This window comes from Leptothrix discophora (assembly GCF_030705305.1).
Classification (GTDB): domain Bacteria; phylum Pseudomonadota; class Gammaproteobacteria; order Burkholderiales; family Burkholderiaceae_C; genus Sphaerotilus; species Sphaerotilus discophorus.
In genome coordinates this window covers 256,094-278,532 of sequence record NZ_JAUZEE010000004.1, presented here as the reverse complement: position 1 = coordinate 278,532, position 22,439 = coordinate 256,094, and the positions used below count along the sequence as shown (strand labels likewise).

Sequence of the window (22,439 nt, the reverse complement as noted above, 5' to 3'; positions counted from 1 at the left end):
GCGCAGGTTCCAGGACACCATGGCTCACAAAGACCACAAGATCATCTTCACCGGCCCGGTGGGCGCGGGCAAGACCACGGCGATCGCATCGATCAGCGACATCGAGCCGATCCGCACCGACGAGCAGGCCTCGGACATGACGACGCGGCGCAAGCCGGCGACGACCGTGGCGATGGACTACGGAATGATCCGGCTCGGCCCGACCGAGAAGGTCCACCTGTACGGCACGCCCGGCCAGGAGCGCTTCGACTTCATGTGGGAGATCCTGACGCAGGGCGGCATCGGCCTGGTCCTGCTGCTGGACAACACCCGCCCGACGCCGTTCGAGGACATGAAGTTCTACGTCAAGGCCTTCCATGACTTCATCTCCAGCACGCGTCTGGTCATCGGCATCACGCAGATGGACACGCGCTCCTCGCCGACGCTGGACGACTACGTCCGGCAGATGAAGGAGCTGGACATCGACGCGCCGATCTTCGAGGTCGACGCGCGCCGCCGCGAGGACGTGTCCTCGCTGATCCAGGCGATGCTGCTGTCGATCGATCCGGTCATCTGAACCGGATCGCCCGACCCAGCGTCCCACCCGCCAACCGCGCGCCGCCAGACGCGCACCCAGCGAGACCACGCGCCACCATGGATCACTACAACCTCACCGGCGAGTACTACCTGCATCCGACGCCAGCCGGCGCGTACTACGCCGCCAGCCGCCCGGACCGCGACCCGGCCCGCACCTTCCTGCAGCGCCTGCTGCGCGAGCCGGCCACGCCGCGCCTGAGCGCCGCGCTGATCGCGCAGTGGACCGGCCTGAACGAGCACGACGCGCTGGAGTTCATCTACCGCATGCAGTCCTCGGGCTTCATCCAGGGCCTGCCGGTGCAGGTCGAGGTGCCGCCCGAGCGCATCGAGGCGCTGCTGCCGCCGGTGCTGGCGCAGCTGTCCGACGAGGGCAAGGCCATCCTGGCCGAGAAGCGCGGCCTCTACCTGGGCACCGCCGGCTTCGCGCATGAACAGTCCGAGGAACTCGCCGCGCTGGGCGCCGACCTGGCCACGGTGCAGGAACGCCATGCCCAGCTGCTGCACGGGAACATGCGGCTGCGCGGCGACGGCTGGGGCTTCATGAATGCCGGCGGCTACAGCGAGCTGGGCTTCTGGCCGCTGTACTTCGGCGACGACTACTTCATCCTGGTGGTGGGCGGGCAGCCCCGCTTCAACCAGGAGGCCTACACCACGCTGATCTGGACCCTCGGCGTGCGCTACGGCGGCGCGGCCTGACCGGCCGGCGACGTCCTGATCCACCCGATCCCACCGATCCACACCACCCGATCCATCCATAGGAACTCCCATGCGCGCTGAACTGCTGAACTCCATCCTGAGCGAACTCAACGGCTCGACCGCCGACATCGAGGCCTCGGCCGTGCTCTCGACCGACGGCCTGATGATGGCCTCCATGCTGCCCGCCGGCATGGACGAGGACCGCGTCGGCGCGATGAGCGCGGCCATGCTGTCGCTCGGTGACCGGACCTCGCGCGAGCTGGCCCGTGGCGAGCTGGAGCAGGTGCTGGTCAAGGGCCATCGCGGCTACGTGCTGATGACCCATGCCGGCAACGACGCCGTGCTGACCGCGCTGTGCAAGCCCAATGCCCGTCTTGGCCTGATCTTCCTGGACGTCAAGCGCGCCGCCGACTCGATCAGCAAGGTCATCTGAGGCGTTTCACATGACCGATTTCCAAGAGGCCTGGCTCGTGCCCGGCGCGTCCGAGCGCCGCGAGCATCGGCTGCGCTACCACGACGGCTTCGAGCGCACGGTCTGTACCGTGGACCACGAGGTGCCCTTTCCGGACGGCAAGCTGATCGTCTCGCGCACCGACACCGCCGGCCACATCACGCATGCGAACCCCGCGTTCATCGAGCTGTCGGGCTACACGCGCGAGGAACTCATCGGCCAGCCGCACTGCATCCTGCGTCATCCCGACATGCCGGCCGCCGCCTACCGTGACCTGTGGGACACGGTGCAGCGCGGCCAGACCTGGCAAGGCCACGTGAAGAACCTCCGCAAGGACGGCGCCCATTACTGGGTGCTGGCCACCGTGATCCCCAACATCCGCGGCGGCGTGGTGGTGGGCTACACCTCCGTGCGACGCAAGCCGTCGCGCAGCCAGGTCGATGCCTGCACCGAGCAGTACGCGCGGATGCGAGCCGAGGAGCTCGCCACATGACCCTGCAGCTGACCGTCAGCCCCGACTTCTCGCCCGATCACATCGCCGGCTGGTACGTCTTCAACACCTGGCTGCAACGCCGGCTGGGCGAGCGCATCCACCTGGAGCTGTTCGAGAACTTCGACGCCCAGCGCGCCGCCATCGAGGCCGATCGCATCGACCTGATCTACGCCAATCCCTACGACGCCGCGATGCTGGTGCGCCAGAAGGGCTTCGTTGCCCTGGCCGCGCCGCGCAACCTGCCCGACGAGGTCGTCATTGCCGTGCCGGTGGACGCCAGCGCGCAGCAGGTCGAGGACCTGAAGCCCGGCACGCGCCTGGCCGTCACCAGCGACCCGGTGGTCAACCTGATCGGCATGATCACGCTGGCCAGCGCCGACCTGAACGCGTCCACCACGCTCACGCAGATGGTCGGCTCCTACGTGCTGGTGGCCAAGCTGCTGCTGCAGGGCAAGGCCGATGCCGGCTTCTTCCTGTCGCGGGCCTGGCACAGCCTCAGCCCGGTGGTGCGCCGCCAGCTGCGCCCGCTGGTCACCAGCGACATCGGCGACGTCCGGCACGTGCTGCTGGCCGGCCCGCGTGCGGCCCACCTGCTGGCGCCGCTGCGCGAGCTGCTGCCGACGATGGACGAGCCCGGCGCGGATGGCCGTGCGGTGCTCGAGGCGCTGGGCCTGGAAGGCTTCATGGCCCAGGACGCCGAGGCCACCGAGTTCATGATCGACCTGATGGACACGCTGAAGGTCTGAGCGACCGGCCCCGGCCGTCGCCCGATGACCCGACCTGTCCCCGATGCCCAACCTGCGAACCTGCGGAAGCCCACCATGACGTCTCCGACCCTCCGACCGCTGGCCGCGCTGCTGCTGGTGGCCTATGCCGGCTGGACCGCGGTGCCGCTGCCGGCGCTGGCGCAAGCCGCGAAGACGGCGAATGCCGCGAATGCCGCGAGTGCCACAACGGCCACGGCGGCCACGGCGGCCCCGGCCGGCACGCCCGTGGCCGATGCCGCTTCCTCCGCCGCCGGCAGCCGCATCACGGTGCAGAACGACACGCTGTGGGCCATCGCCGGCAACGTCGCGCCGGGTGCGGTGCCCAGCCGCCCGCAGGTCATGGTCGCGATCCTGCGCGCCAACCCGGACGCCTTCCAGGGCGGCAACATGCACCGGCTGCGCAAGGGCGTGACGCTGCAGATTCCCGGCCCCGACGCGCTGCGCGCCGAGCCGGCCGGCCGTGCTGCCGCGCTGGTCGACATCCACCTGGACGCGCTGGCCAGCGGCAAGGCGTTGCCGGGCCTGCCGGCGCTCGCTTCCGCCCCGGTTCCGGCACCCGTTCCTGCACCGGTCCCTGCACCGGTCCCTGCTCCGGCTCCAGTGGCCCCGTCGCCAGCGCCCGTTCCGGCACCCGTTCCGGCGCCGGTCCCCGCGTCCAGCCCGGCCCCGGTGGCCGAGCCGGCTTCGGCGGTCGAGCCGGTGGCCTCGGCGGCACCGGCCGTTCCCGCCAGCGCAGCCGCCCCGAAGCCCGCGCCGGTCGTGGCGACCGATGGTTTCTCGCGCTGGCTGCCCTACGGCATGGCCATCGCGCTGGTCGGCCTGGCCGCTGGCCTGTGGTGGGGCATGCGCCCGCGCCGCATCAACGAGGACGCGCTGCCGTCGACCTTTGTCGACGAGCAGGGCGTGACGCGCCGCCGCCGCCCGAAGGTGCTCGACATCTCGAACGCGGCGGCCGACCTGGCGCGCACCGTCGAGACGCTCGAACCCGCCGCCCGGCTGGTGCGCGGCAAGGACGGCGAGATCACCTCGGCCAGCGTGGCCGCCCCGGTCCCCGAAGGCGTGGCCCAGCTGCGTGACCAGGCCGCCCTGAAGCTGGACCTGGCCCGCGCGCTGATGGAGGTCGGCAAGCGTGACGCGGCCCGGCCCTGGCTGGCGGCCGTCGCCCGCGAAGGCAACCTCGAACAGCAGGCTGATGCGGTCGAGCTGGCGGCCCGCCTGGGCTGATCGACCCCAGCTGCGGCCCCCGGCTGCGACCCCCCAGCAACAAGCCCCCGACGGGTGACCGTCGGGGGCTTCTGCGTTTCAGTCCGCCGGCAGGCGCCGGCGGCGATCGTTCAGAGGAACTGGCGCGGCGAGTGGCGGCGCGCGGCGGGGATCTGCTCGGCCTCGCGCACCGCGCGGGTCAGGACCTGGTCGGCATCGACCGGGCCGATCGCCTCGCACAGCGCGACATAGAACAGGTGCACCAGCTCACCCAGCTCGACCGTGCCGAGCGGGAGGCGCCAGGCGCCGGGCTCGGCATGGCGCTGCCAGGCGGCGCGCACCTGGCCACGCGCCTGCGCGGCCAGGCGCGAGCCGTCCAGGCCGGCGACGGCGCTGTCACGCAGGTCGTGCAGATCGCCGGGATGGCGCTGGCGCACGTCCGACAGCGCGGCGGCGATCAGGGCCTCGAAGACCAGCACGGCCGGCGGCGCGTCGGGCAAGGCCGGAGCGGCCGGTGGTTCGGGCGGGGCGACCGGCGCGATCGGCTGGGGTGCCGGCATCGGTTGCGGCATCGCGGTCTGCATCTGGGCGGCCATCGCTGCGGCGGCCGGTGCCCAGGCCGTCGCACCGGCACCCGTCGCAGCCGGCCAGGCCGGTGCAGCGGGGGGCCATGACGGTGCCGGCGCACGCACCGGGGCCGCCGTGGCCGGGCGCAGCGACTGCATCACCGGCCAGGGGTCCAGCGGCAGCTCGTCGTCGGACAGGCTGAGGGCGCGGTAGAACTGTTCGTACAGGCGCTTGCAGGTTGGTGCGTCCAGGCCGTGGCGGGCGGCCACGCGGTCGACCGCCGAGATGATCTCGCGCGCGGTGTGACCGTGCAGGCTGTCCTGCAGCAGCCACAGCGCGGCCATCAGCGCGTCCTCGCCCAGCACGGGCGTGAAGGTGGCCAGCGCGGCGCGGCGGCGGTGGGCGGCGGGATCAAGCGACATCGCGGGCCTCCATGCGTGCGCCCATGCTCAGCTGGCCAGGCGAGTCCTGGAACTCGGGATAGGCGATCTCGTGGTGCTCGGTGTGGTCCAGGCCGCGCTGCTCGTTGAGCGTGGGCGCGCGCAGGCCGGCCAGGCGGTCGATCAGCTTGAAGGCCGCCCAGGCGGTCGGGAAGGCCCACAGGAAGGCCATGGCCGCGCCCAGCAGCTGCACCAGCACGCGTTGCGGGTTGAACAGGTCGCCCTCGAAGAACAGGCCGGCGGCGATCAGGCCCCAGACGCCACCGATGCCGTGCACCGCGATCGCGTCGACCGCGTCGTCGACCCGCCACTGGCGGATCTTCTCGGCGCCCCAGGTGCACAGCACGCCGCCGATGGCGGCCGCCGCGATGGCGGTGGCCGGATTCATCGTGCTGGCGCCGCCGGTGATCGACACCAGTCCGCACAGGCTGCCGTTGATCGAGGCGCTCATCAGCACCGGCTTGCCGCCGAGCTTCATGAAGGCCAGCGCGCCCAGGCCGCCGGCGCAGGCGCCCAGGTAGGTGTTGAGCAGGACCATGCCGAGGTTGGCGCTGTCCAGGCCGCTGATGCTGCCGCCGTTGAAGCCGAACCAGCCCAGCCACAGGATGAAGCCGCCGAGGGCGACCATCGGCAGGTTGTGGCCGGGGATGTCGCGCACCTCGCCCTGCTTGCTGTAGCGGCCCAGGCGCGGACCGACCACCATCAGGCCGGCCAGCGAGCACCAGGCGCCCACCGAATGCACCGCGCCGTCGCCCGCGAAGTCGACGAAGCCGAGCTGCTTGAGCCAGCCATCCGGGTTCCAGGCCCAGTGGGCATAGACCGGGTAGATGACCAGGGCCATCACGACCGCAAAGGCCAGGTAGGAGCCGTAGCGCATGCGCTCGGCGACCGCGCCCGAGACGATGGTCACGGCGGTGGTGCAGAACATCATCTGGTAGAGCAGGCTGACGGCGGGCAGGCTGTCGAGCTGCAGCGGCGCAAAGCCGCTGATGCCGTAGAAGCCGCCGGCGCTGGTGCCGAAGGCAAGGCCGTAGCCCAGCAGCCAGAAGCACAGGCCGATGAAGCAGGTGCCGAGGTAGATCTTCATGATCACGTTGATCGAGTTCTTGGCGCGCGCGAAGCCGCCCTCGACCAGCGCGAAGCCGGCTTGCATGAAGAACACCAAAGCGGTGCACAAGCCCACCCAGGCGAGGTTGATGAGGTCGTTCATGGTGTCGTTGACGTGTGGTGATCGGGTACCGCGCAGACAACCGGGGGGCGTCTGCCGGCGCTGCGACCACGGTAGGCAGCGCGGTCGATCGACGTCAACGCAGCGGCGCGCCGGTCCACCCCTCGATTGCAGGGGAGGGCGGCGCGGAAGTGGCTGCAGTTGCCACTTCCGTCGCGGTGCATCGGTGCGCCTGTCGCCTGCCCGCGTCAGGTGCGGGCTCAGTGCCTGAGCCAGTCCGGCTCTGCTGCGGGGCCGTGCGTGGCTTGTCCATGGTGGTGCATCAATGCGCACCGATGTCGTGCAACGGTGGGCGATGCTGGGCGATACGAGAGCAACAGGTGGCTCATCGACTGAGCCATCTGGCCTATTCCAGCCAGCGCGGCTCGATGCCCTGTCCGCGCAGCCACTGCGCCAGCGCCTGTCCGGTGCCGGCCGGCCAGCACAGCAGGTCGGCCGGTGCGACGAGCCGGTAGTCGACCAGCTCGGGCGACAGCCGCACCTCGCCATGGGCCAGCGCGTGGTAGGTGATCAGCACCTGGTTCATGCGCTGGAAGTCGTGCACGCCGACCAGCGTCAGGGCCTCGACCTGCAGCGAGGTCTCCTCCGCGATCTCGCGGCGGATGCCTTCCTCGGGCGACTCGCCGGCCTCCATGAAGCCGGTGATGAGGCCGTGGAAGGGCCGGGTCCAGGCCGCGTTGCGGGCCAGCAGGATGCGGCCTTCGCGGTCGGTGCACTGGACGATCGCGGCCAGCACGGGCGTCGGGTTGTTCCAGTGCGTGAAGTCGCAGGCGCTGCAACGCAAGCGGTGGGTCGGGCCGCCGTCCTCCAGCTCGGCGCGCCATTCGAGCGCATGGGCGCAGCGCGGGCAGTGGCGCCAGCCTTCGGGCCAGCCGCGTGGGCGCTCGTCGCTGGCGGTCTCGCTCATGGGGGCGTCACCTTGCCGGCGTCACCGTGCGGGCGGCACCGATCAGGCCGGGAACACGCCGGTCGACAGGTAGCGGTCGCCGCGGTCGCAGACGATGAACACGATGGTCGCGTTCTCGAGCCGCTCGGCCAGCTGCAGCGCGACCCAGCAGGCACCGGCCGCGGAGATGCCGCCGAACAGGCCTTCCTCGCGTGCCAGGCGGCGCGCCATGTCCTCGGCATCGGACTGGCCGACCAGCACCAGCTCGTCGACGCCGGCCGGGTCGTAGATGCGCGGCAGGTACTCGGTCGGCCACTTGCGGATGCCGGGGATGCGCGAGCCTTCGGCCGGCTGCGCGCCGACGATGCGCACCGCCGGGTTGCGCGCCTTCAGGTAGCGCGACACGCCGGTGATCGTGCCGGTGGTGCCCATCGCCGAGACGAAGTGGGTGACGCGGCCCTGGGTGTCGTCCCAGATCTCCGGACCGGTGGTCTCGTAGTGGATGCGCGGGTTGTCGGCATTGGCGAACTGGTCGAGCACGCGGCCCTTGCCTTCGCGGGCCATCTGGTCGGCCAGGTCACGGGCGTACTCCATGCCGCCGGACTTGGGCGTCAGCACCAGCTCGGCGCCGAACGCCTTCATGGTCTGGGCCCGTTCGATCGAGAGGTCCTCCGGCATGATCAGCACCATGCGGTAGCCCTTGATCGCCGCGGCCATCGCCAGCGCGATGCCGGTGTTGCCGGAGGTCGCCTCGATCAGCGTGTCGCCGGGCTTGATGTCGCCGCGCTCCTCAGCGCGCCGGATCATGCTGATGGCCGGGCGGTCCTTGACCGAGCCGGCCGGGTTGTTGCCCTCGAGCTTGCCGAGGATCACGTTGCCCCGGGCATCGTTGGCGGCACCGGGCACGCGCTGCAGGCGGACCAGCGGCGTGCGACCGATGACGTCCTCGATGGTCGGGTAGGCAGGAATCGGTCGAATCTGGCTCATGGCATCTCCTGGCGAAATTGTCGCAGCAGGTCGCCAGCGGCGGGCGTGGTCGATGCCATGGTCGGACGCCTTGCAGGCCGGCAGCCCCTGGTACGCAGGGGGGTGCATGCCATAATCCTCGTCGTTTTGACGCATCGATCGACGCAGCCGGAGTGGCGAAATCGGTAGACGCAGGGGACTCAAAATCCCCCGCCGCAAGGTGTGCCGGTTCGAGTCCGGCCTCCGGCACCAGCCTGCGGTCGATGCCGTCCGGGCCCTGCTGCAGGGCTTCGGCAGAACCACCCCCCGTGCCGCCTCGTGCGGCTTTGTTTTTCCAGCCACCCGTCGAGATGCCCCAGCTTCCACCCGTGACCAAGGCGCTGCTGCTCATCTGCACGGCCGTGTTCTGCGTCCAGTTGCTGATGGGGCCCTGGCTGGAAGGCTGGTTCGCGCTGTGGCCGGTGGCCAGCGGGCACTTCATGCCCTGGCAGCTGTTCACCTATGCCTTCCTGCATGGCGAGCCGCTGCACCTGTTCTTCAACATGTTCGGCCTGTACATGTTCGGCGCCGAGATCGAGATGATCTGGGGCCGTCGGCGCTACATGCAGTACCTCGCGGCCAGCTCGATCGCGGGTGGCCTGACGCAGCTGGTGTTCACCGCCGCGATCGGCCAGTTCGGCCCGACGCTGGGCGCCTCGGGTGCGCTGTTCGGCCTGCTGCTGGCCTTCGGGATGATGTTTCCGGAGCGCACCATCATGCCGCTGTTCCCGCCCATCCCGATGAAGGCCAAGATCTTCGTCGCGGTGTTCGGCGGCCTCGAACTGTTGTCGGGCGTCTTCAGTCCCTACGGCGGCGTGGCGCATTTCGCGCACCTCGGCGGCATGCTCGGCGGCTGGCTGCTGATCCGCTTCTGGCGCGGTCAGCCGCCGTTCCCGCCGCGTCGCCGGCGCTGATCACCTGCTGATCCGGCGTTGATCTGGCGGGTCGCGCCGCTCCCCGCGCCCCGTTCCACCCGATGAAAAGTCCCCTGATCAGCAGGGGGCTCGGGTCCGGTTCATGCTTGGGTATCCAGGCATCAGATCCTGGCAGGGGTGCACCATGAGGCTGGTTGTCTGCTCCGATCCGTTGAGCCGCTGGTGGCGTTCGCAGATGTCGCTGCAGGCCATTGCGCCGGTGGCGTGGCGCTGGGTCTGGTGGGCCACCGTCGCGCTGTCGCTCGGTTCCGCCCTGTGGACGCCGGCCGAGGCGGCGACGCCTGCCGGCACCCTTGCGGCGAATCCAGCCGTCGACACGCGCCCGGTCTCCGCCCTGTCCGAGGACGAGCGTCGCGCCATGGGGGCGGCACTCCAGCGCGCCAGCGACGCCTCGATCGGCGTGCTCGTCCGTGTGGTCGAGGGATCGACCTCGGCCGAGACGCTCGGGACGGTGCGCAAGGGCACCGGCGTGGTGATCGGCAACGACGGCGTGGTGCTCACCATCGGCTACCTGATCCTCGAGGCCGAGCAGGTCGACCTGGTGCTGGACGACGGTCGCGTCCTGCCAGCCCGGCCGCTGGCCTATGACGTCGCGACCGGCTTCGGGCTGGTGCAGTCGTTGCTGCCGCTGCCGCTGCAGCCGGTGCCGCTGGGCGACTCGTCGGCCATCGGTCCGGACGAGACCCTGATGTTCGTCAGCGGGGGCGCCGGTGGGGCGGTCAGCCCGGCCCGGTTGATGGCGCGCGGCCAGTTCGCCGGCTACTGGGAATACCTGATCGACGGCGCGCTCTTCACGGCGCCAGCCCGGCCGGACCACAGCGGCGCAGGGCTCTACAACCGGCACGGTGAGCTGGTCGGCATCGGCTCGCTGGTGCTCAGCGACGCCCGCGCCAACCTGCGCCAGCCCGGCGTCTGGATGCGCCGGGACAGCGCCGACGACGGCCCGTCGATCGGGCGCGTGCCGGGCAACCTGTTCGTGCCGATCAACCTGTTCAAGCCCATCGTCGACGAGTTGCGCCAGCGCGGCCGTTCACAGGCGAGCGAACGCGCCTGGCTGGGCCTGAGCTGCGCCGAGTCCGACGGCCGGCTGACGGTGCTGCGGGTCAGCCGCGGCAGCCCGGCCGAGCTGGCCGGCGTGCGCGAAGGGGACCGCATCCTGCGCATCGACGGTGCCGGCGTGGACGACCTGCCGGCCTTCTACCGGCGACTCTGGCAGGGTGGCGAACCGGAGCGCGATGTGCAGATCGAGGTCAACCGCGGCGGCGAGGTGGTGCGTCTGGTGCTGCACACGGTCGATCGGCAGATGACCCTCAAGCGCGCCACGGGCATCTGATCCGGCGCGGATCCCTGCCGTGCGCCTCAGGCGATCAGGCCGGTGCGCACGTGCGGGTGGCGCAGGACGAGCCGCAGTTCCGTCTTGAGCCGTCGGTTGTCGAGCTGGCGGGATTCGGACATGAAGCTCAGCAGCATCGGCGAGAGCTGCTCGCGCGCCTGCTCGCGGCTGATGCGTGGCGGGCGCGGCAGGCCGCACAGGTCGGCGGCGAGGTCGAAGTACGCCCCCATCTTCAGCGCCGAGTCGTCGCAGGCGTGGTAGATGCGCTGCGGTGCGCCACGCCAGAGCGCGGCCAGGCAGGCCCGCGCGAGGTCGTCGGCATGGATGTGGTTGGTGTGCACGTCGTCCTCGTCACGCAACACCGGCGTGCCGCGCAGCAGTCGCTCGCGCGGGTGGCCGCCGGGGCGGTCGAGCGCGTAGATGCCGGGAATGCGCAGCACCGAGGCGACCACGCCCTGGCGCAACGCCCAGGCGCGGATCGATCGTTCGGCCACGACCCGGCGCTGGCCGCGCGCGCTGGCCGGTGCGGTGGCGCGGGTCTCGTCGAAGCGGGCGCCGCCGGCGTCGCCGTAGACGCCGGTCGTGCTGGCGTAGACCAGGCGCTGGACGATCGTGCTGCGTGACAGCGCGCGCAGCAGCGCGAGCGTGCGTGGGTCGCCATCGCCCTGGCCGGGAGGCGGTGCGAGGTGCAGCACGCGCGGGGCCAACGCCGCGAGCCGGCGCAGGCTGGCGGGCTCGTCCAGGTTGCCGATCAGCGGCGTGATCCCAAGACCGCGCAGCTCGTCGCGGCGGGCGGCTTGCGAGGTCAGCGCATAGAGGCGCGGGCCGGCGTCGCCGTGGCGGCCGAGGCGCGCCACGCGCAGGCCGACATCGCCACAGCCGACGATCAGCAGCCGGCTGCGGCGCAGGCGGCGGGGCAGGGCGCCAAGCGGCGCGCGGGCAGGGGAGTTCGGACGGTTCATCGGCTCGGGGTCGTGGGAGGTCGGTCGAGGGGCGCGGGGCACAATTCCGCCTTTGTCGACGACCTGTCAGCCGAGGATAACGAGATGAATCTGACCGTGACCGTGCAGCCCGCCGGCCGCAGTTTCGAGGTGATGCGCGACGAGGCCATCCTGCCCGCCGCGATCCGCCAGGGCATCGGTCTGCCCTACGGCTGCAAGGACGGTGCCTGCGGTTCGTGCAAGAGCCGCCTGCTCGAAGGACGCGTCATCCACGGTGCCCACCAGCTCAAGGCGCTGAGCGTTGCCGAAGAGGAGGCCGGCTACGTCCTGACCTGCTGCGCGACGCCGCAGACCGACTGCGCGATCGAGCAGCGCCAGGTCACGGCGGTCGGCCAGTTCCCGATCATCAAGATGCCCGCGCGGGTGTCGACGCTGCAGCGCGTCGCGCCCGACGTGATGGTGGTGACGTTGCAGCTGCCCGCCAACCAGGTGTTCCGGTATCACGCCGGCCAGTACGTCGAGTTCATCCTGCGCGACGGCTCGCGGCGCAGCTACTCGATGGCCAATGCGCCGGACGACCTGCCCACATCGATGGAACTGCACATCCGCCACATGCCCGGCGGCAAGTTCACCGATCACGTCTTCGGTGCGATGAAGGAGAAGGAGATCCTGCGGCTCGAAGGCCCGTACGGCAGCTTCTTCCTGCGCGAGGACAGCGACCGCCCGATCGTCCTGCTGGCCTCGGGCACCGGCTTCGCACCGATCAAGGCGCTGATCGAGCACATGCGCGCCAAGGGCATCGACCACCGCCCGGCGACGCTCTACTGGGGCGCGCGTCGGCCAGCCGACCTCTACCTGCACGCCTGGGCCGAGCAGGCCGCTGCCGAACTGCCGTGGCTGCGCTACGTGCCCGTGCTGTCGGATGCGGTCAGCGAGGACGACTGGCGCGGCCGGACCGGCTTCGTGCACAGGGCCGTGATGGCCGACCTGCCGGACCTGTCGGGCCACGAGGTCTATGCCTGCGGCGTGCCGATCATGGTCGAGTCTGCCCGGCGCGACTTCGTCGCCCAGGCCGGCCTTCCGGAAGAGGCGTTTTACGCCGACGCCTTCACCAGCGAGGCCGACAAGCACGCGGCCTGATCGGGCCTGAACGCAAGAAGGGCCTGCATCGGCAGGCCCTCCAAACGACAAAAGGCCCGCCGAAGCGGGCCTTCTGAGACGTCCACCCGGAATGGCTTCAGGCCGCGGGGGCCAGGGCCTTGACCTTGGCGGACAGGCGGCTCTTCAGGCGAGCGGCCTTGTTCTTGTGGAAGATGCCCTTGTCGGCGATCGAGTCGATCACGCCCTGGGCCGTCTTGAAGGTGTCGCCAGCCTTGGCCTTGTCGCCGGTGGCAACGGCCTTCAGCACGCTCTTGACTGCGGTGCGGAAACGCGAACGCAGGGCGGTGTTGGCTGCATTGAGCTTGACGTCCTGACGGGCGCGCTTGCGGCCCGACGCGATGCGGACCGTCTTTTTCTTGGCTTTGGAAGCGGTGGCCATGGTGTTTTGGAGTCCGGGTGGAAAGCCTCAAAGTATAGCACTGGCAATCGGGGGCGTCCATGCCCAGCCAGCGATGCCGGCCTGCGGACGGCGGGGCGACGCCGATAATCCGCCGCTTCGCCGCGCCAGCGGCCTCCTGACGAACCCTGACTGCCGCCCATGAGCCTGCTGCGCTCCGCTTCCGTCGTCTCGGCCTTCACGCTGCTGTCGCGCATCACCGGACTGGTCCGCGAGCAGCTCATCGCCGCCGCCTTCGGGGCCAGCAGCTCGACCGACGCCTACCAGGTTGCCTTCCGCATTCCGAACCTGCTGCGCCGCCTGTTCGCCGAAGGCGCGTTCTCGCAGGCCTTCGTGCCGATCCTGGCCGCCAGCCGGACGACCCAGGGCGACGCCGCCACGCATGCGCTGGTCGACGCGGTCGCCACCGTGCTGGCCTGGGTGCTGGTGGCGGTCTGTGCCGCGGGCGTGCTGGGCGCGCAGGTGCTGGTCTGGCTGATGGCCTCCGGGCTGTCCGACGCGGCCCAGGGCGAGGCGGTCGTCATGACGCGCTGGATGTTTCCCTACATCGGCTGCATGTCGATGGTGGCCTTGTCGGCCGGCATCCTCAACACCTGGAAGCGCTTCGCGGTGCCGGCCGCCACGCCGGTGCTGCTCAACCTCAGCGTGATCGGCGCGGCCTGGTGGCTGGCGCCGGTCTTCGAGCGCGCCGGCTGGCCGCCGGTCGAGGCGCTGGCTGTGGGCGTGATGATCGGCGGTGTGCTGCAGCTGGCGGTGCAGGTGCCGGCGCTGCATCGCGTCGGCCTGCTGCCGAAGATCGGCGCGAGCGTGGCGGCCATGCGCGCGGCCTGGCGCCACGACGGCGTGCACCGCATCCTGCGCCAGATGGCGCCGGCGCTGCTGGGCGTGTCGGTGGCGCAGCTGTCGCTGCTGGTCAACACGCAGATCGCCTCCCACCTGCCGGCCGGCTCGGTGTCGTGGCTGACCTACGCCGACCGGCTGATGGAGTTCCCGACCGCGCTGCTGGGCGTCGCGCTGGGCGTGGTGTTGCTGCCGCAGCTGTCGGCGGCCCAGGCTGGCGGCGACACCGAGCGCTATTCGGCGCTGCTCGACTGGGGCCTGCGCCTGGTGCTGATGCTGGCGCTGCCCTGCGCGCTGGCGCTGCTGGTGTTCGCCGAACCGCTGGTGACGGTGCTTTATCACTACGGCCGCTTCCAGGCCATCGACGTGCAGCAGACCGTCACCGCGCTGATGGGCTACGGCGCTGGCTTGCTGGGCCTGATCGCCATCAAGGTGCTGGCCCCCGGCTTCTATGCGCGGCAGGACATCCGCACGCCGGTGCGCATCGCCATCACGGTGCTGGCGCTGACGCAGCTGTTCAACCTCGCGCTGGTGCCGCTGCTGGGTCATGCCGGCCTGGCGCTGTCGATCGGGCTGGCGGCGATGGTCAACGCGACCTGGCTGCTGGTCGGCCTGCGTCGGCGCGGCAGCTATGTGCCGCTGGACGGCTGGCGCGGCTTCCTGCTGCGGGTGCTCGCCGGCTGCACGGCGATGACGGCGCTGCTGGTCTACGCCGCGCGGCACTGGGACTGGGTCGCGCTCGGTTCGACGCCCGGCCTGCGCGTCGCCTTGCTGGCCGGCGTGCTGGCGGCCGCCGCGCTGTGTTATTTCGGTGCGCTGCGACTGGCCGGCGTCGACCTGCGCCAGTTCGCACGGCGCGCCTGAGTCCCTTCCACACGACCTGATCGGGCGATGAGCCCGGTCTCCGTGGGGTGACTCAAAACCCATGCGGAAGTGCGGGCGTCGATACACTTGGCCGATGCTCTGGACCGCGCCCACGCCCCTCGACTACTTCGCCTCGCTGGTGGCGGATGACGACCAGTTCGCGCTGACCGAGGCGGCCGCATCGCTGGCCCAGGACGAGGATCCGACGCTCGACATCCAGGCCGTGCTGGCGACGCTCGATGCCCATGCGCAGGCCGTGCTCAAGCGACTGGCCCGCGACGCCGAGCCGCTGGAGCGGGTCCGTGCGCTGCACCAGTACCTCTACGTCGACATGGGGCTGGGCGGCAACGTCAACGACTTCTACAGCCCGTCCAACAGCTGGCTGCACGAGGTGCTGCGCACGCGCCGCGGCATCCCGATCTCGCTGGCGGTGATCTACCTGGAGCTGGCCGGACAGATCGGCCTGGACGCGCGCGGCGTGTCCTTCCCGGGCCATTTCCTGATCCGGCTGCGGCTGCCGCTGGGCGACGCGCTGATCGACCCGCTCAATGGCCAGTCGATGTCGCGCCAGGAGCTGGAGACGCTGGTCGAGCCCTACGCGCAGCGCAGCCGCGAGCACCGTGATTGGGGCCTCGAAGGTGCGGGCATGCCCTCGGACTGGCTGATGCCCTTCATCGAGCCGGCCGAGCCGCGCGAGATCGTCTCGCGCATGCTGCGCAACCTCGAGTCGCTGCACCGCGCGGCCGAGGACTGGGGTCGGCTGCTCAAGGTCCAGCAGCGCCTGGTCACGCTGCTGCCCGACGACTGGAGCTGGCGCCGCGAGCGCGGCCAGACGCTCGCCCGGCTGGGCCAGAACGCCGCCGCGATCGAGGACCTGGCCTGCTACCTGCGCCACCAGCGCGGCGGACGTGACCGGGCCCATGTGCAGGCGCAGCTGGAGGCGCTGCGCGAATCCGGTCCGCCGCGCTGGCATTGAGCTCGGTCCGATCGTTGCGCACGACGTCGCCACGCCGGCGTCGCGGGGTGGCGGCCACTTTTCCTAGAATCGCTGGCTTTTGCCGCACCGCGGCAAGTCCACCGCGCGTCGACCCGAACCCTCCGACATGACCCTGCATCCCGCTCAACGCATGGCCCTGGCCTGGCTGGCCCTGGCGCTGGGCTGCCTGGGTCTGGTCTGGCTGCTGTCGCCGGTGCTCATGCCCTTCGTGACGGCGGCGGTGCTGGCCTACGTGCTCGCGCCGGCGGTCGACCGGCTGGCGCGGCGGCGCTGGCCGCGTCTGCTGGCGGTGATCGCCGTCGAGCTGGTCGCCCTGCTGCTGGTGCTGGGCGTGCTGCTGCTGATCGTGCCCATCCTGTCGCGCGAACTGCCGCTGCTGCGCGAGCAGATTCCGCTGCTGGCCGCGCGCATCAACGAGAGCGTCGTGCCGCTGCTGCGCGGCTGGGGCATCCAGGTCAGCCTGGACATCGCCAGCGTCAAGGCGTTTGTCTTCAAGTACCTCAACGCCAACGTCGACGACAGCCTGGCCGCGCTGGTCAGTTCGGCCCGCATCGGCGGCAGCTTCGTGCTGGCGCTGCTGGGCAACCTGGTTCTGCTGCCGGTCGTGCTGTTCTACCTGCTGCTGGACTGGCCGCGCCTGGTCGACTGGCTGCGCGAGCTGGTGCCGCCGCGTCAGCTCGATCGCGTCTGGGGCTTCCTGACCGAATGCGACGAGGTGCTGGGCCAGTACCTGCGCGGCCAGCTGCTGGTGATGGGCGCGCTGGCGGCCTACTACACCGTGACGCTGGCGCTGGCCGGCTTCGACCTGGCGCTGCCGATCGGCGTCTTCACCGGCCTGGGCATCTTCGTGCCCTACCTTGGCTTCGGCCTCGGCGCGCTGCTGGCGCTGCTGGCCGCGCTGCTGCAGTTCGCCAACCTCTACGGGCTGCTGGCGGTGCTGCTGGTGTACGGGGTCGGGCAGCTCATCGAGAGCTTCATCCTGACGCCGCGCCTGGTGGGCGAGCGCATCGGCCTGCACCCGATCGCGGTGATCTTCGCGTTGCTGGCCTTCGGTCACCTGTTCGGCTTCGTTGGCGTACTGATCGCGCTGCCGGCGGGCGCGCTGACGCTGGTCGCCCTGCGGCGCGTGCGCAGCGCCTACCTGGCCAGCGCGCTGTACCTTCGTTGATGACCCCGCTGACCCTGCGCTGAGCCTGCCCGTCGCCATGGCCGAAACCCACTCCCCGCCGCCGATGCGCCAGGTCCCGCTGGCCCTGGTGCCCGAGCCCGCCTGGCGGCTCGACACCTTCGTGCCCGGCGCCAACACCCAGTGGCCGCAGGTCCAGGCCGCGCTGCTGGCGCCGCAGCCCGCGACGCCGCTGTACCTGTGGGGGCCGGCCGGTTGTGGCAAGAGCCACCTGCTGCGCGCGGCCGCCTCGCTGGCGCAGGAACGCGGCCTGAGCGTCGCCGCGCACGACCTGCGCTCGCCGCTGCCGTGGGACTTCGACGAGCAGTGCGGCCTTCTGCTGCTCGACGACTGCGACCGCTACGACACCGAACGCCAGCGCGCGGCCTTCGCGCTGTTCGTCCAGGCCAGCACCTTCGGCGTGCCGGTGCTGGCCGCCGGCCGACTGCCGCCGGTCGACCTGACGCTGCGCGAGGACCTGCGCACGCGGCTGGGCTGGGGCCTGGTCTACGAGCTGGTGCCGCCCAGCGAGGACCAGGTCCGCGCACTGCTGCGCCGCGAGGGCGACCGCCGCGGCGTGCTGCTCAACGACGACGTGATCGACTACCTGCTCAAGCGCTGCGCGCGCGACCTGAGCCACCTGATGCACCTGCTCGACCGCATCGACCGCCACGCGCTGTCGACGCAGCGCGCCGTCACGCTGCCGCTGCTGCGCCAGGTGCTCAACGAACCGGAGACCGCGTGAACCCCGCCCCCCCCGCCTTGCCCACGCCGGCCGAGCGACGCCACCTCTGCCTGTTCGACCTCGACGGCACCTTGTTGCCGATCGACTCGGACCATGCCTTCGGCGAGTTCATGGTGGCCATCGGCTGGGCCGACGGCGACGAGTTCCGGCGTCGCAACGACGAGTTCTACGCCCACTACCAGGCTGGCACGCTGGACCTGCCGACCTACATCGACTTCGCCACCTCGGCCTGGCGGCACCGCCCGCTGGCCGAGGCCGAGGCGGCCCATGCGCGCTACATGGCCGAGGTCATCGAGCCGCAGATGCTGCCGGCGGCGCGCGACCTGGTGCGCTACCACCAGCAGCGCGGCGACCTCGTTGCCATCGTCACCGCCACGAACGCCTTCGTGACCACGCCGATCGCCCGCGCCTTCGGCGTCGAGCACCTGCTGGCGGTCGATCTGGAGCGCGGCGCTTCGGGCGATTGGCTCGGCCGCATCCGTGGTACACCCACTTTCCGCGAGGGCAAGGTCGTGCGCGTGCACGACTGGCTCGCCGCGCAGGGCCTGACGCCGGGCGACTTCGCCAGCGTCAGCGTCTACAGCGATTCCCCCAACGACCTCGCGCTGCTCGAGATCGCCACCGACCCGGTGGCCACCAACCCGAGTCCCGCGCTCGAAGCCATCGCCGTCACACGCGGCTGGCGCATCCTGCGGCTCTTTCCATGATCAAGAACCTCATCCAGAAGCTGCTCGGCAAGAGCGAACGCGAGCAGCAGCGCCCCGCTGCGGCCGGCCTGCCGACGGGCCGGCGTGTCGAGGTCGGTCGCGACGAGCACCGGATCGACCCGAGCCTGATCGACCCGCGTGCCACCAAGGTCGTCACGACCCTGCAGGACGCCGGCTACGAGGCCTACATCGTCGGCGGTGCGGTGCGTGACCTGCTGCTGGGCCACCGGCCCAAGGACTTCGACGTCGCCACCAACGCGACGCCCGAGCAGGTCAAGTCGCAGTTCAAGCGCGCCTTCATCATCGGCCGCCGCTTCCGCATCGTTCACGTCGTGCACGGCCGTGGCCGCGAGCACGAGGTGATCGAGGTCTCGACCTTTCGCGCGCTGGTCGACGCCAGCGCGGCCGAGGCGGTCGGCGGCAACGAGAAGACCTCGCGCGCCGAGCTGCAGGGCAAGAGCCACGCGGTCGACGCCAGCGGTCGCGTGCTGCGCGACAACGTCTGGGGCTCGCAGGTCGAGGACGCCGCGCGGCGCGACTTCACCGTCAACGCGCTTTACTACGACCCGCGCCGCGAGGTGGTGGTCGACTACCACGACGGCATCGCCGACGCCCGCCGGCGCGTGCTGCGCATGATCGGCGACCCGGAATCGCGCTACCGCGAGGACCCCGTGCGCATCGTCCGCGTGGTGCGCTTTGCCGCCAAGCTGGGCTTCGAGATCGAGCCCGCGACCCGCACGCCGATCCTGCGCATGGCCGACCTGCTGGCCAACGTGCCGGCCTCACGGCTGTTCGACGAGATGATCAAGCTGCTGCAGACCGGCCACGCGCTGGCCAGCCTGGAAGAGCTGCGCAAGCAGGGCCTGCACCGCGGCGTCTTCCCGATCCTCGACGCGGTGCTGGACGATGCCCACCGCCACGACGGCCACGAGAAGTTCATCCACATGGCGCTTGCCGACACCGACCGCCGCGTCGGCGAGGGCAAGCCGGTGGCACCCAGCTTCATGCTGGCCTGCATGCTCTGGCACGAGGTCGTCAAGCGCGCCGACGCGCTGCGCCACCGCGGCGAATCGCCGCTGCCGGCGCTGCAGCAGGCCACGGATGCGGTCTTCGACGCCCGCATCGGTGACATCTCCGGGCGCGGCAAGCTGGCCGCCGACATGCGCGAGATCTGGCTGATGCAACCGCGCTTCGAGCGACGCACGCCCTCGACCGCCGCCGGCCTGGTCGCCCAGCCGCGCTTCCGCGCCGGCTTCGACTTCCTGCGCCTGCGGGCCGATGCCGGCGAGGTCGATGAGTCCTTGGCCGCCTGGTGGGAGGACTACTCGCTGGCCGACGACACCGAGCGGGGCGATCTGCTCGACCAGGCCCGCCAGGAAGATCTGGCGCGGCGCAACGGCGCCGGCGTGGCCGCCGGTCCGGGCGCGGCTGCCGCCCCCGGCGCGCCGGCCCGCAAGCGCCGTCGCCGCCGCAAGCCCGCCGGTGCCAGCGGTGTGGACGGCGCGGCGGCGGACGCCCCTGCGCCGCCGGCCGGCCCGGACGCCTGAGGCGCGTCCCCCTCGTGGTGGGTGCGCCGCTGCGCTGCCACGTCGCGCTGGGTGCCAACCTGGGCGACCTGTACGCCACGCTCGACGCCGCCTGCGCCGCGCTGCGCGAGCTGCCCGGTGCCCGCTGGGTGGCCGAGTCGGCACGCTACCGCAGCGCGCCGATCGACTCGTCCGGCCCGGAATACCTCAACTCGGTCGTCGCGCTCGAGGTGCTCGATGACGCTCCGCGCGCGCCCTGGGTGCTGCTGGCCGCGCTGCAGGCCATCGAGCAGCGCCACGGTCGCGAGCGGCCCTACCGCAACGCGCCGCGCACGCTCGACCTCGACCTGCTGCTGTGGGGCGATCGCGTCATCGACGACCCGGTCCTGACCTTGCCGCACCCGCGCCTGCACCTGCGCGCCTTCGTGCTGCGGCCGCTGCTGGACCTCGCGCCCGAACTGGTCCTGCCCGGCCTCGGGCTGGCGCGTGACCACCTGGCGGCGGTTTCCGACCAGGCCATCGAGCGGCTGGACTGATCGGCTGGACTGATCGGCTGGACTGATCGGCTGGACTGGCCGGCGATCTGCCGTCGCTGGCGTCCACCCTTGTCACGATCCCTTCATGTCGCCGACACGCCATCGTCACGATGACGTCACGCAACACCGTGTCTCGCCGGTTCCGGTGCTGGAACAGCGCCCGGATACACTCCCGGCCGTCACAAAATTGACTTGTTCGTGAACGTTTCCACCGGCGCTCCGTCGGAACGGGGCGGCGCGGGCCGGAACCACGGAGCGTCCATGCTGTTCGGCAAACTGCTGCCCCGAGAGGGCAACTTCTTCGAGATGTTCAACGAGCACGGTCGGGCCATCGTCTCGGGCGCGCGGTCCTTCCAGGCCATGCTCAACGACTACGGCGACCCGATCCTGCGCGAGAAATACGCCTCCGAGGTCGACGGTGCCGAGCATGCCGCCGACAAGATCACGGCCGAGGTCAACCGCCTGCTGCACAAGACCTTCATCACGCCGATCGACCGCGAGCAGATCCACTCGCTGATCAACGCGATGGACGACATCCTCGACCTGCTGCAGGACACCACCGAGACGCTGTCGCTCTATGACGTGCGCCGCATCACCGACGAGGTGATCCGCCTGGGTGACATCTCCGCCAAGTGCTGCGAGCGTGTGGCGCATGCGGTCAGCCTGCTTCCGCAGCTGTCCAAGAACGGCGTGGCCGAGGCCACGATCAAGACCTGCGAGGAGATCGACCGGCTCGAATCGGACGCCGACCGTGTCATGCGCTCGGCCATGTCCAAGCTGTTCCGCGAGGAGCAGGACATCCGCGAGCTGATCAAGCTCAAGGCGATCTACGAGCAGCTCGAATCGATCTCCGACAAGTGCGAGGACGTCGCCAACCTGATCGAGGGCATCGTCCTCGAGAACTCCTGATCGGCGGGCCTGCCATGGATGCCGTCCAGACCGGTTTCTGGGTTGTCGCGATGCTGGTGCTGCTGGCCATCGCCTTCGACTTCATGAACGGCTTCCACGACGCCGCGAACTCCATCGCGACCGTCGTGTCCACGGGGGTGCTGAAGCCCCAGCAGGCGGTGCTGTTCGCGGCGTTCTTCAACGTCGTCGCCATCATGGTGTTCCAGCTCAAGGTCGCCGCGACCGTCGGCAAGGGCATCGTCGAGCCGGGCATCGTCGACCAGCACGTCGTGTTCGGCGCGCTGGTCGGGGCGATCGCCTGGAACATCGTGACCTGGTGGTACGGCATCCCGTCGAGCTCGTCGCATGCGCTGATCGGCGGCATCGTCGGTGCGGTGGTTGCCAAGGCCGGCGCGACCGCGCTGATCGGTGCGGGCATCTGGAAGACGGTGCTGTTCATCTTCGTGTCGCCCACGCTCGGCTTCCTGCTCGGATCGCTGCTGATGGTGGCGGTGTCGTGGCTGTTCCGGCGCATGTCGCCCAAGCGCATCGACAAGTGGTTCCGCCGCCTGCAGCTGGTTTCGGCCGGCCTGTACAGCCTGGGCCACGGCGGCAACGACGCGCAGAAGACCATCGGCATCATCTGGATGCTGCTGCTGGCGACCGGCTATGCCTCGGCCAGCGACAAGATGCCGCCCTCGTGGGTGATCTGGTCGTGCTACCTGGCGATCGGCGCGGGCACGATGTTCGGCGGCTGGCGCATCGTCAAGACCATGGGCCAGAAGATCACCAAGCTCAAGCCGGTCGGTGGCTTCTGCGCGGAAACCGGCGGCGCGATGACGCTGTTCATCGCCACCGCGATGGGGATCCCGGTGTCGACCACCCACACGATCACCGGCGCGATCGTCGGCGTCGGTTCGACCCAGCGAGCCTCGGCGGTGCGCTGGGGCGTGGCGGGCAACATCGTCTGGGCCTGGATCTTCACGATCCCCGCATCCGCCGCGGTGGCGTCGGCCGCCTACCTGGTCAGTTTCAAGTTCTTCTGAACCCGGCGCGCGCGCCGCGTGTCAACGGCAAAGGCCGGCACCGGTG

The 22,439-nt window shown here is 70.7% G+C and carries 24 protein-coding genes and 1 tRNA gene; 19 read left to right on the top strand and 6 right to left on the bottom strand.

Features of this window, described 5'->3' with window-relative positions:
• The first annotated feature begins 19 nt into the window (after positions 1–19).
• The 6 genes from Q8X39_RS10090 to Q8X39_RS10065 all read left to right on the top strand — a co-directional run bounded on the left by Q8X39_RS10090 (position 20) and on the right by Q8X39_RS10065 (position 4,207).
• Positions 20–556 (top strand): GTP-binding protein, encoded by a 537-nt coding sequence (locus tag Q8X39_RS10090; RefSeq protein ID WP_305749530.1) that lies wholly within the window; start codon positions 20–22, stop codon positions 554–556.
• Between the two features lie 77 nt (positions 557–633).
• On the top strand, positions 634–1,272 hold the full coding sequence (locus tag Q8X39_RS10085; protein ID WP_305749529.1) for a hypothetical protein: 639 nt from the start codon (positions 634–636) through the stop codon (positions 1,270–1,272).
• A 70-nt stretch (positions 1,273–1,342) separates the two neighbouring features.
• A complete protein-coding gene (locus tag Q8X39_RS10080) occupies positions 1,343–1,705 on the top strand; it encodes a roadblock/LC7 domain-containing protein (RefSeq protein ID WP_130480888.1) in 363 nt (120 codons plus the stop codon).
• A 10-nt stretch (positions 1,706–1,715) separates the two neighbouring features.
• Positions 1,716–2,216 (top strand): PAS domain-containing protein, encoded by a 501-nt coding sequence (locus Q8X39_RS10075; RefSeq protein WP_305749528.1) that lies wholly within the window; start codon positions 1,716–1,718, stop codon positions 2,214–2,216.
• Complete coding sequence (locus Q8X39_RS10070) at positions 2,213–2,962, top strand: phosphate/phosphite/phosphonate ABC transporter substrate-binding protein (protein WP_305749527.1); 750 nt, start codon at positions 2,213–2,215, stop codon at positions 2,960–2,962. The genes Q8X39_RS10075 and Q8X39_RS10070 overlap by 4 nt, the downstream gene beginning before the upstream one ends.
• A 75-nt stretch (positions 2,963–3,037) precedes the next feature.
• Complete coding sequence (locus tag Q8X39_RS10065; RefSeq protein ID WP_305749526.1) at positions 3,038–4,207, top strand: FimV/HubP family polar landmark protein; 1,170 nt, start codon at positions 3,038–3,040, stop codon at positions 4,205–4,207.
• Between the two features lie 110 nt (positions 4,208–4,317).
• Here the strand turns inward: Q8X39_RS10065 and Q8X39_RS10060 are convergent, their stop codons facing one another.
• The 4 genes from Q8X39_RS10060 to cysM all read right to left on the bottom strand — a co-directional run bounded on the left by Q8X39_RS10060 (position 4,318) and on the right by cysM (position 8,276).
• Positions 4,318–5,175: a hypothetical protein gene (locus tag Q8X39_RS10060; protein WP_305749525.1), complete on the bottom strand. Its 858-nt coding sequence runs from the start codon at positions 5,173–5,175 to the stop codon at positions 4,318–4,320.
• Positions 5,165–6,403 (bottom strand): ammonium transporter, encoded by a 1,239-nt coding sequence (locus tag Q8X39_RS10055; protein WP_305749524.1) that lies wholly within the window; start codon positions 6,401–6,403, stop codon positions 5,165–5,167. Before Q8X39_RS10055 ends, Q8X39_RS10060 begins: the two co-directional genes overlap by 11 nt.
• A gap of 364 nt (positions 6,404–6,767) precedes the next feature.
• Positions 6,768–7,328 (bottom strand): NUDIX hydrolase, encoded by a 561-nt coding sequence (locus Q8X39_RS10050; protein WP_305749523.1) that lies wholly within the window; start codon positions 7,326–7,328, stop codon positions 6,768–6,770.
• Between the two features lie 42 nt (positions 7,329–7,370).
• A complete protein-coding gene (gene cysM, locus Q8X39_RS10045; protein ID WP_305749597.1) occupies positions 7,371–8,276 on the bottom strand; it encodes a cysteine synthase CysM in 906 nt (301 codons plus the stop codon).
• 164 nt (positions 8,277–8,440) lie between these two features.
• Here cysM and Q8X39_RS10040 point away from each other — a divergent pair.
• The 3 genes from Q8X39_RS10040 to Q8X39_RS10030 all read left to right on the top strand — a co-directional run bounded on the left by Q8X39_RS10040 (position 8,441) and on the right by Q8X39_RS10030 (position 10,580).
• A tRNA-Leu gene (locus Q8X39_RS10040) sits at positions 8,441–8,525 on the top strand.
• Between the two features lie 98 nt (positions 8,526–8,623).
• Positions 8,624–9,226, top strand: a complete 603-nt coding sequence (locus tag Q8X39_RS10035; protein WP_305749522.1) for a rhomboid family intramembrane serine protease — start codon at positions 8,624–8,626, stop codon at positions 9,224–9,226.
• Positions 9,227–9,371: 145 nt separating this feature from the next.
• Positions 9,372–10,580, top strand: coding sequence for a S1C family serine protease (locus tag Q8X39_RS10030; RefSeq protein ID WP_305749521.1), 1,209 nt, complete (start codon positions 9,372–9,374; stop codon positions 10,578–10,580).
• Between the two features lie 26 nt (positions 10,581–10,606).
• Here Q8X39_RS10030 and Q8X39_RS10025 read toward each other — a convergent pair whose 3' ends face one another.
• Positions 10,607–11,542 (bottom strand): SDR family oxidoreductase, encoded by a 936-nt coding sequence (locus Q8X39_RS10025; protein WP_305749520.1) that lies wholly within the window; start codon positions 11,540–11,542, stop codon positions 10,607–10,609.
• A gap of 84 nt (positions 11,543–11,626) precedes the next feature.
• Here Q8X39_RS10025 and Q8X39_RS10020 point away from each other — a divergent pair, with 84 nt between their 5' ends.
• Positions 11,627–12,661 (top strand): CDP-6-deoxy-delta-3,4-glucoseen reductase, encoded by a 1,035-nt coding sequence (locus Q8X39_RS10020; protein ID WP_305749519.1) that lies wholly within the window; start codon positions 11,627–11,629, stop codon positions 12,659–12,661.
• 97 nt (positions 12,662–12,758) lie between these two features.
• Here Q8X39_RS10020 and rpsT read toward each other — a convergent pair whose 3' ends face one another.
• Complete coding sequence (gene rpsT / locus Q8X39_RS10015) at positions 12,759–13,061, bottom strand: 30S ribosomal protein S20 (protein WP_130482991.1); 303 nt, start codon at positions 13,059–13,061, stop codon at positions 12,759–12,761.
• A gap of 159 nt (positions 13,062–13,220) precedes the next feature.
• Between rpsT and murJ the strand changes: the two genes are divergently transcribed.
• The 9 genes from murJ (at position 13,221) to Q8X39_RS09970 (ending at position 22,393) form a co-directional block, all read left to right on the top strand.
• Positions 13,221–14,783 (top strand): murein biosynthesis integral membrane protein MurJ, encoded by a 1,563-nt coding sequence (gene murJ / locus Q8X39_RS10010; protein ID WP_305749518.1) that lies wholly within the window; start codon positions 13,221–13,223, stop codon positions 14,781–14,783.
• Positions 14,784–14,877: 94 nt separating this feature from the next.
• A complete protein-coding gene (locus Q8X39_RS10005; protein WP_305749517.1) occupies positions 14,878–15,759 on the top strand; it encodes a SirB1 family protein in 882 nt (293 codons plus the stop codon).
• A 127-nt stretch (positions 15,760–15,886) separates the two neighbouring features.
• A complete protein-coding gene (locus tag Q8X39_RS10000; protein ID WP_305749516.1) occupies positions 15,887–16,948 on the top strand; it encodes an AI-2E family transporter in 1,062 nt (353 codons plus the stop codon).
• A 37-nt stretch (positions 16,949–16,985) separates the two neighbouring features.
• The gene (locus Q8X39_RS09995; protein ID WP_305749515.1) at positions 16,986–17,690 is read left to right on the top strand and encodes an HdaA/DnaA family protein; all 705 of its coding nucleotides are present in this window, start codon (positions 16,986–16,988) and stop codon (positions 17,688–17,690) included.
• A complete protein-coding gene (locus Q8X39_RS09990; RefSeq protein WP_305749514.1) occupies positions 17,687–18,397 on the top strand; it encodes an HAD family hydrolase in 711 nt (236 codons plus the stop codon). The genes Q8X39_RS09995 and Q8X39_RS09990 overlap by 4 nt, the downstream gene beginning before the upstream one ends.
• The gene (gene pcnB, locus Q8X39_RS09985) at positions 18,394–19,944 is read left to right on the top strand and encodes a polynucleotide adenylyltransferase PcnB (RefSeq protein ID WP_305749513.1); all 1,551 of its coding nucleotides are present in this window, start codon (positions 18,394–18,396) and stop codon (positions 19,942–19,944) included. The genes Q8X39_RS09990 and pcnB overlap by 4 nt, the downstream gene beginning before the upstream one ends.
• Before the next feature lie 17 nt (positions 19,945–19,961).
• Complete coding sequence (gene folK, locus Q8X39_RS09980) at positions 19,962–20,459, top strand: 2-amino-4-hydroxy-6-hydroxymethyldihydropteridine diphosphokinase (protein ID WP_369538101.1); 498 nt, start codon at positions 19,962–19,964, stop codon at positions 20,457–20,459.
• A gap of 261 nt (positions 20,460–20,720) precedes the next feature.
• Complete coding sequence (locus Q8X39_RS09975) at positions 20,721–21,368, top strand: DUF47 domain-containing protein (RefSeq protein WP_305749511.1); 648 nt, start codon at positions 20,721–20,723, stop codon at positions 21,366–21,368.
• A gap of 14 nt (positions 21,369–21,382) precedes the next feature.
• A complete protein-coding gene (locus Q8X39_RS09970; RefSeq protein ID WP_305749510.1) occupies positions 21,383–22,393 on the top strand; it encodes an inorganic phosphate transporter in 1,011 nt (336 codons plus the stop codon).
• The last annotated feature ends 46 nt before the right edge of the window (positions 22,394–22,439 follow it).

Bases quoted from the DNA above. Each gene is read 5' to 3' on its own strand.
- Q8X39_RS09975 (WP_305749511.1), top strand. From the start codon at position 20,721: ATGCTGTTCGGCAAACTGCTGCCCCGAGAGGGCAACTTCTTCGAGATG.
- Q8X39_RS10090 (WP_305749530.1), top strand. From the start codon at position 20: ATGGCTCACAAAGACCACAAGATCATCTTCACCGGCCCGGTGGGCGCG.
- Q8X39_RS10025 (WP_305749520.1), bottom strand. From the start codon at position 11,542: ATGAACCGTCCGAACTCCCCTGCCCGCGCGCCGCTTGGCGCCCTGCCC.
- rpsT (WP_130482991.1), bottom strand. From the start codon at position 13,061: ATGGCCACCGCTTCCAAAGCCAAGAAAAAGACGGTCCGCATCGCGTCG.
- Q8X39_RS09970 (WP_305749510.1), top strand. From the start codon at position 21,383: ATGGATGCCGTCCAGACCGGTTTCTGGGTTGTCGCGATGCTGGTGCTG.
- Q8X39_RS10050 (WP_305749523.1), bottom strand. From the start codon at position 7,328: ATGAGCGAGACCGCCAGCGACGAGCGCCCACGCGGCTGGCCCGAAGGC.
- Q8X39_RS10070 (WP_305749527.1), top strand. From the start codon at position 2,213: ATGACCCTGCAGCTGACCGTCAGCCCCGACTTCTCGCCCGATCACATC.
- Q8X39_RS10030 (WP_305749521.1), top strand. From the start codon at position 9,372: ATGAGGCTGGTTGTCTGCTCCGATCCGTTGAGCCGCTGGTGGCGTTCG.
- Q8X39_RS10075 (WP_305749528.1), top strand. From the start codon at position 1,716: ATGACCGATTTCCAAGAGGCCTGGCTCGTGCCCGGCGCGTCCGAGCGC.
- pcnB (WP_305749513.1), top strand. From the start codon at position 18,394: ATGATCAAGAACCTCATCCAGAAGCTGCTCGGCAAGAGCGAACGCGAG.
- Q8X39_RS10085 (WP_305749529.1), top strand. From the start codon at position 634: ATGGATCACTACAACCTCACCGGCGAGTACTACCTGCATCCGACGCCA.
- Q8X39_RS10005 (WP_305749517.1), top strand. From the start codon at position 14,878: ATGCTCTGGACCGCGCCCACGCCCCTCGACTACTTCGCCTCGCTGGTG.
- murJ (WP_305749518.1), top strand. From the start codon at position 13,221: ATGAGCCTGCTGCGCTCCGCTTCCGTCGTCTCGGCCTTCACGCTGCTG.
- Q8X39_RS10055 (WP_305749524.1), bottom strand. From the start codon at position 6,403: ATGAACGACCTCATCAACCTCGCCTGGGTGGGCTTGTGCACCGCTTTG.
- Q8X39_RS10035 (WP_305749522.1), top strand. From the start codon at position 8,624: ATGCCCCAGCTTCCACCCGTGACCAAGGCGCTGCTGCTCATCTGCACG.
- Q8X39_RS10060 (WP_305749525.1), bottom strand. From the start codon at position 5,175: ATGTCGCTTGATCCCGCCGCCCACCGCCGCCGCGCCGCGCTGGCCACC.
- Q8X39_RS09995 (WP_305749515.1), top strand. From the start codon at position 16,986: ATGGCCGAAACCCACTCCCCGCCGCCGATGCGCCAGGTCCCGCTGGCC.
- Q8X39_RS10000 (WP_305749516.1), top strand. From the start codon at position 15,887: ATGACCCTGCATCCCGCTCAACGCATGGCCCTGGCCTGGCTGGCCCTG.
- Q8X39_RS10020 (WP_305749519.1), top strand. From the start codon at position 11,627: ATGAATCTGACCGTGACCGTGCAGCCCGCCGGCCGCAGTTTCGAGGTG.
- Q8X39_RS10065 (WP_305749526.1), top strand. From the start codon at position 3,038: ATGACGTCTCCGACCCTCCGACCGCTGGCCGCGCTGCTGCTGGTGGCC.
- Q8X39_RS10080 (WP_130480888.1), top strand. From the start codon at position 1,343: ATGCGCGCTGAACTGCTGAACTCCATCCTGAGCGAACTCAACGGCTCG.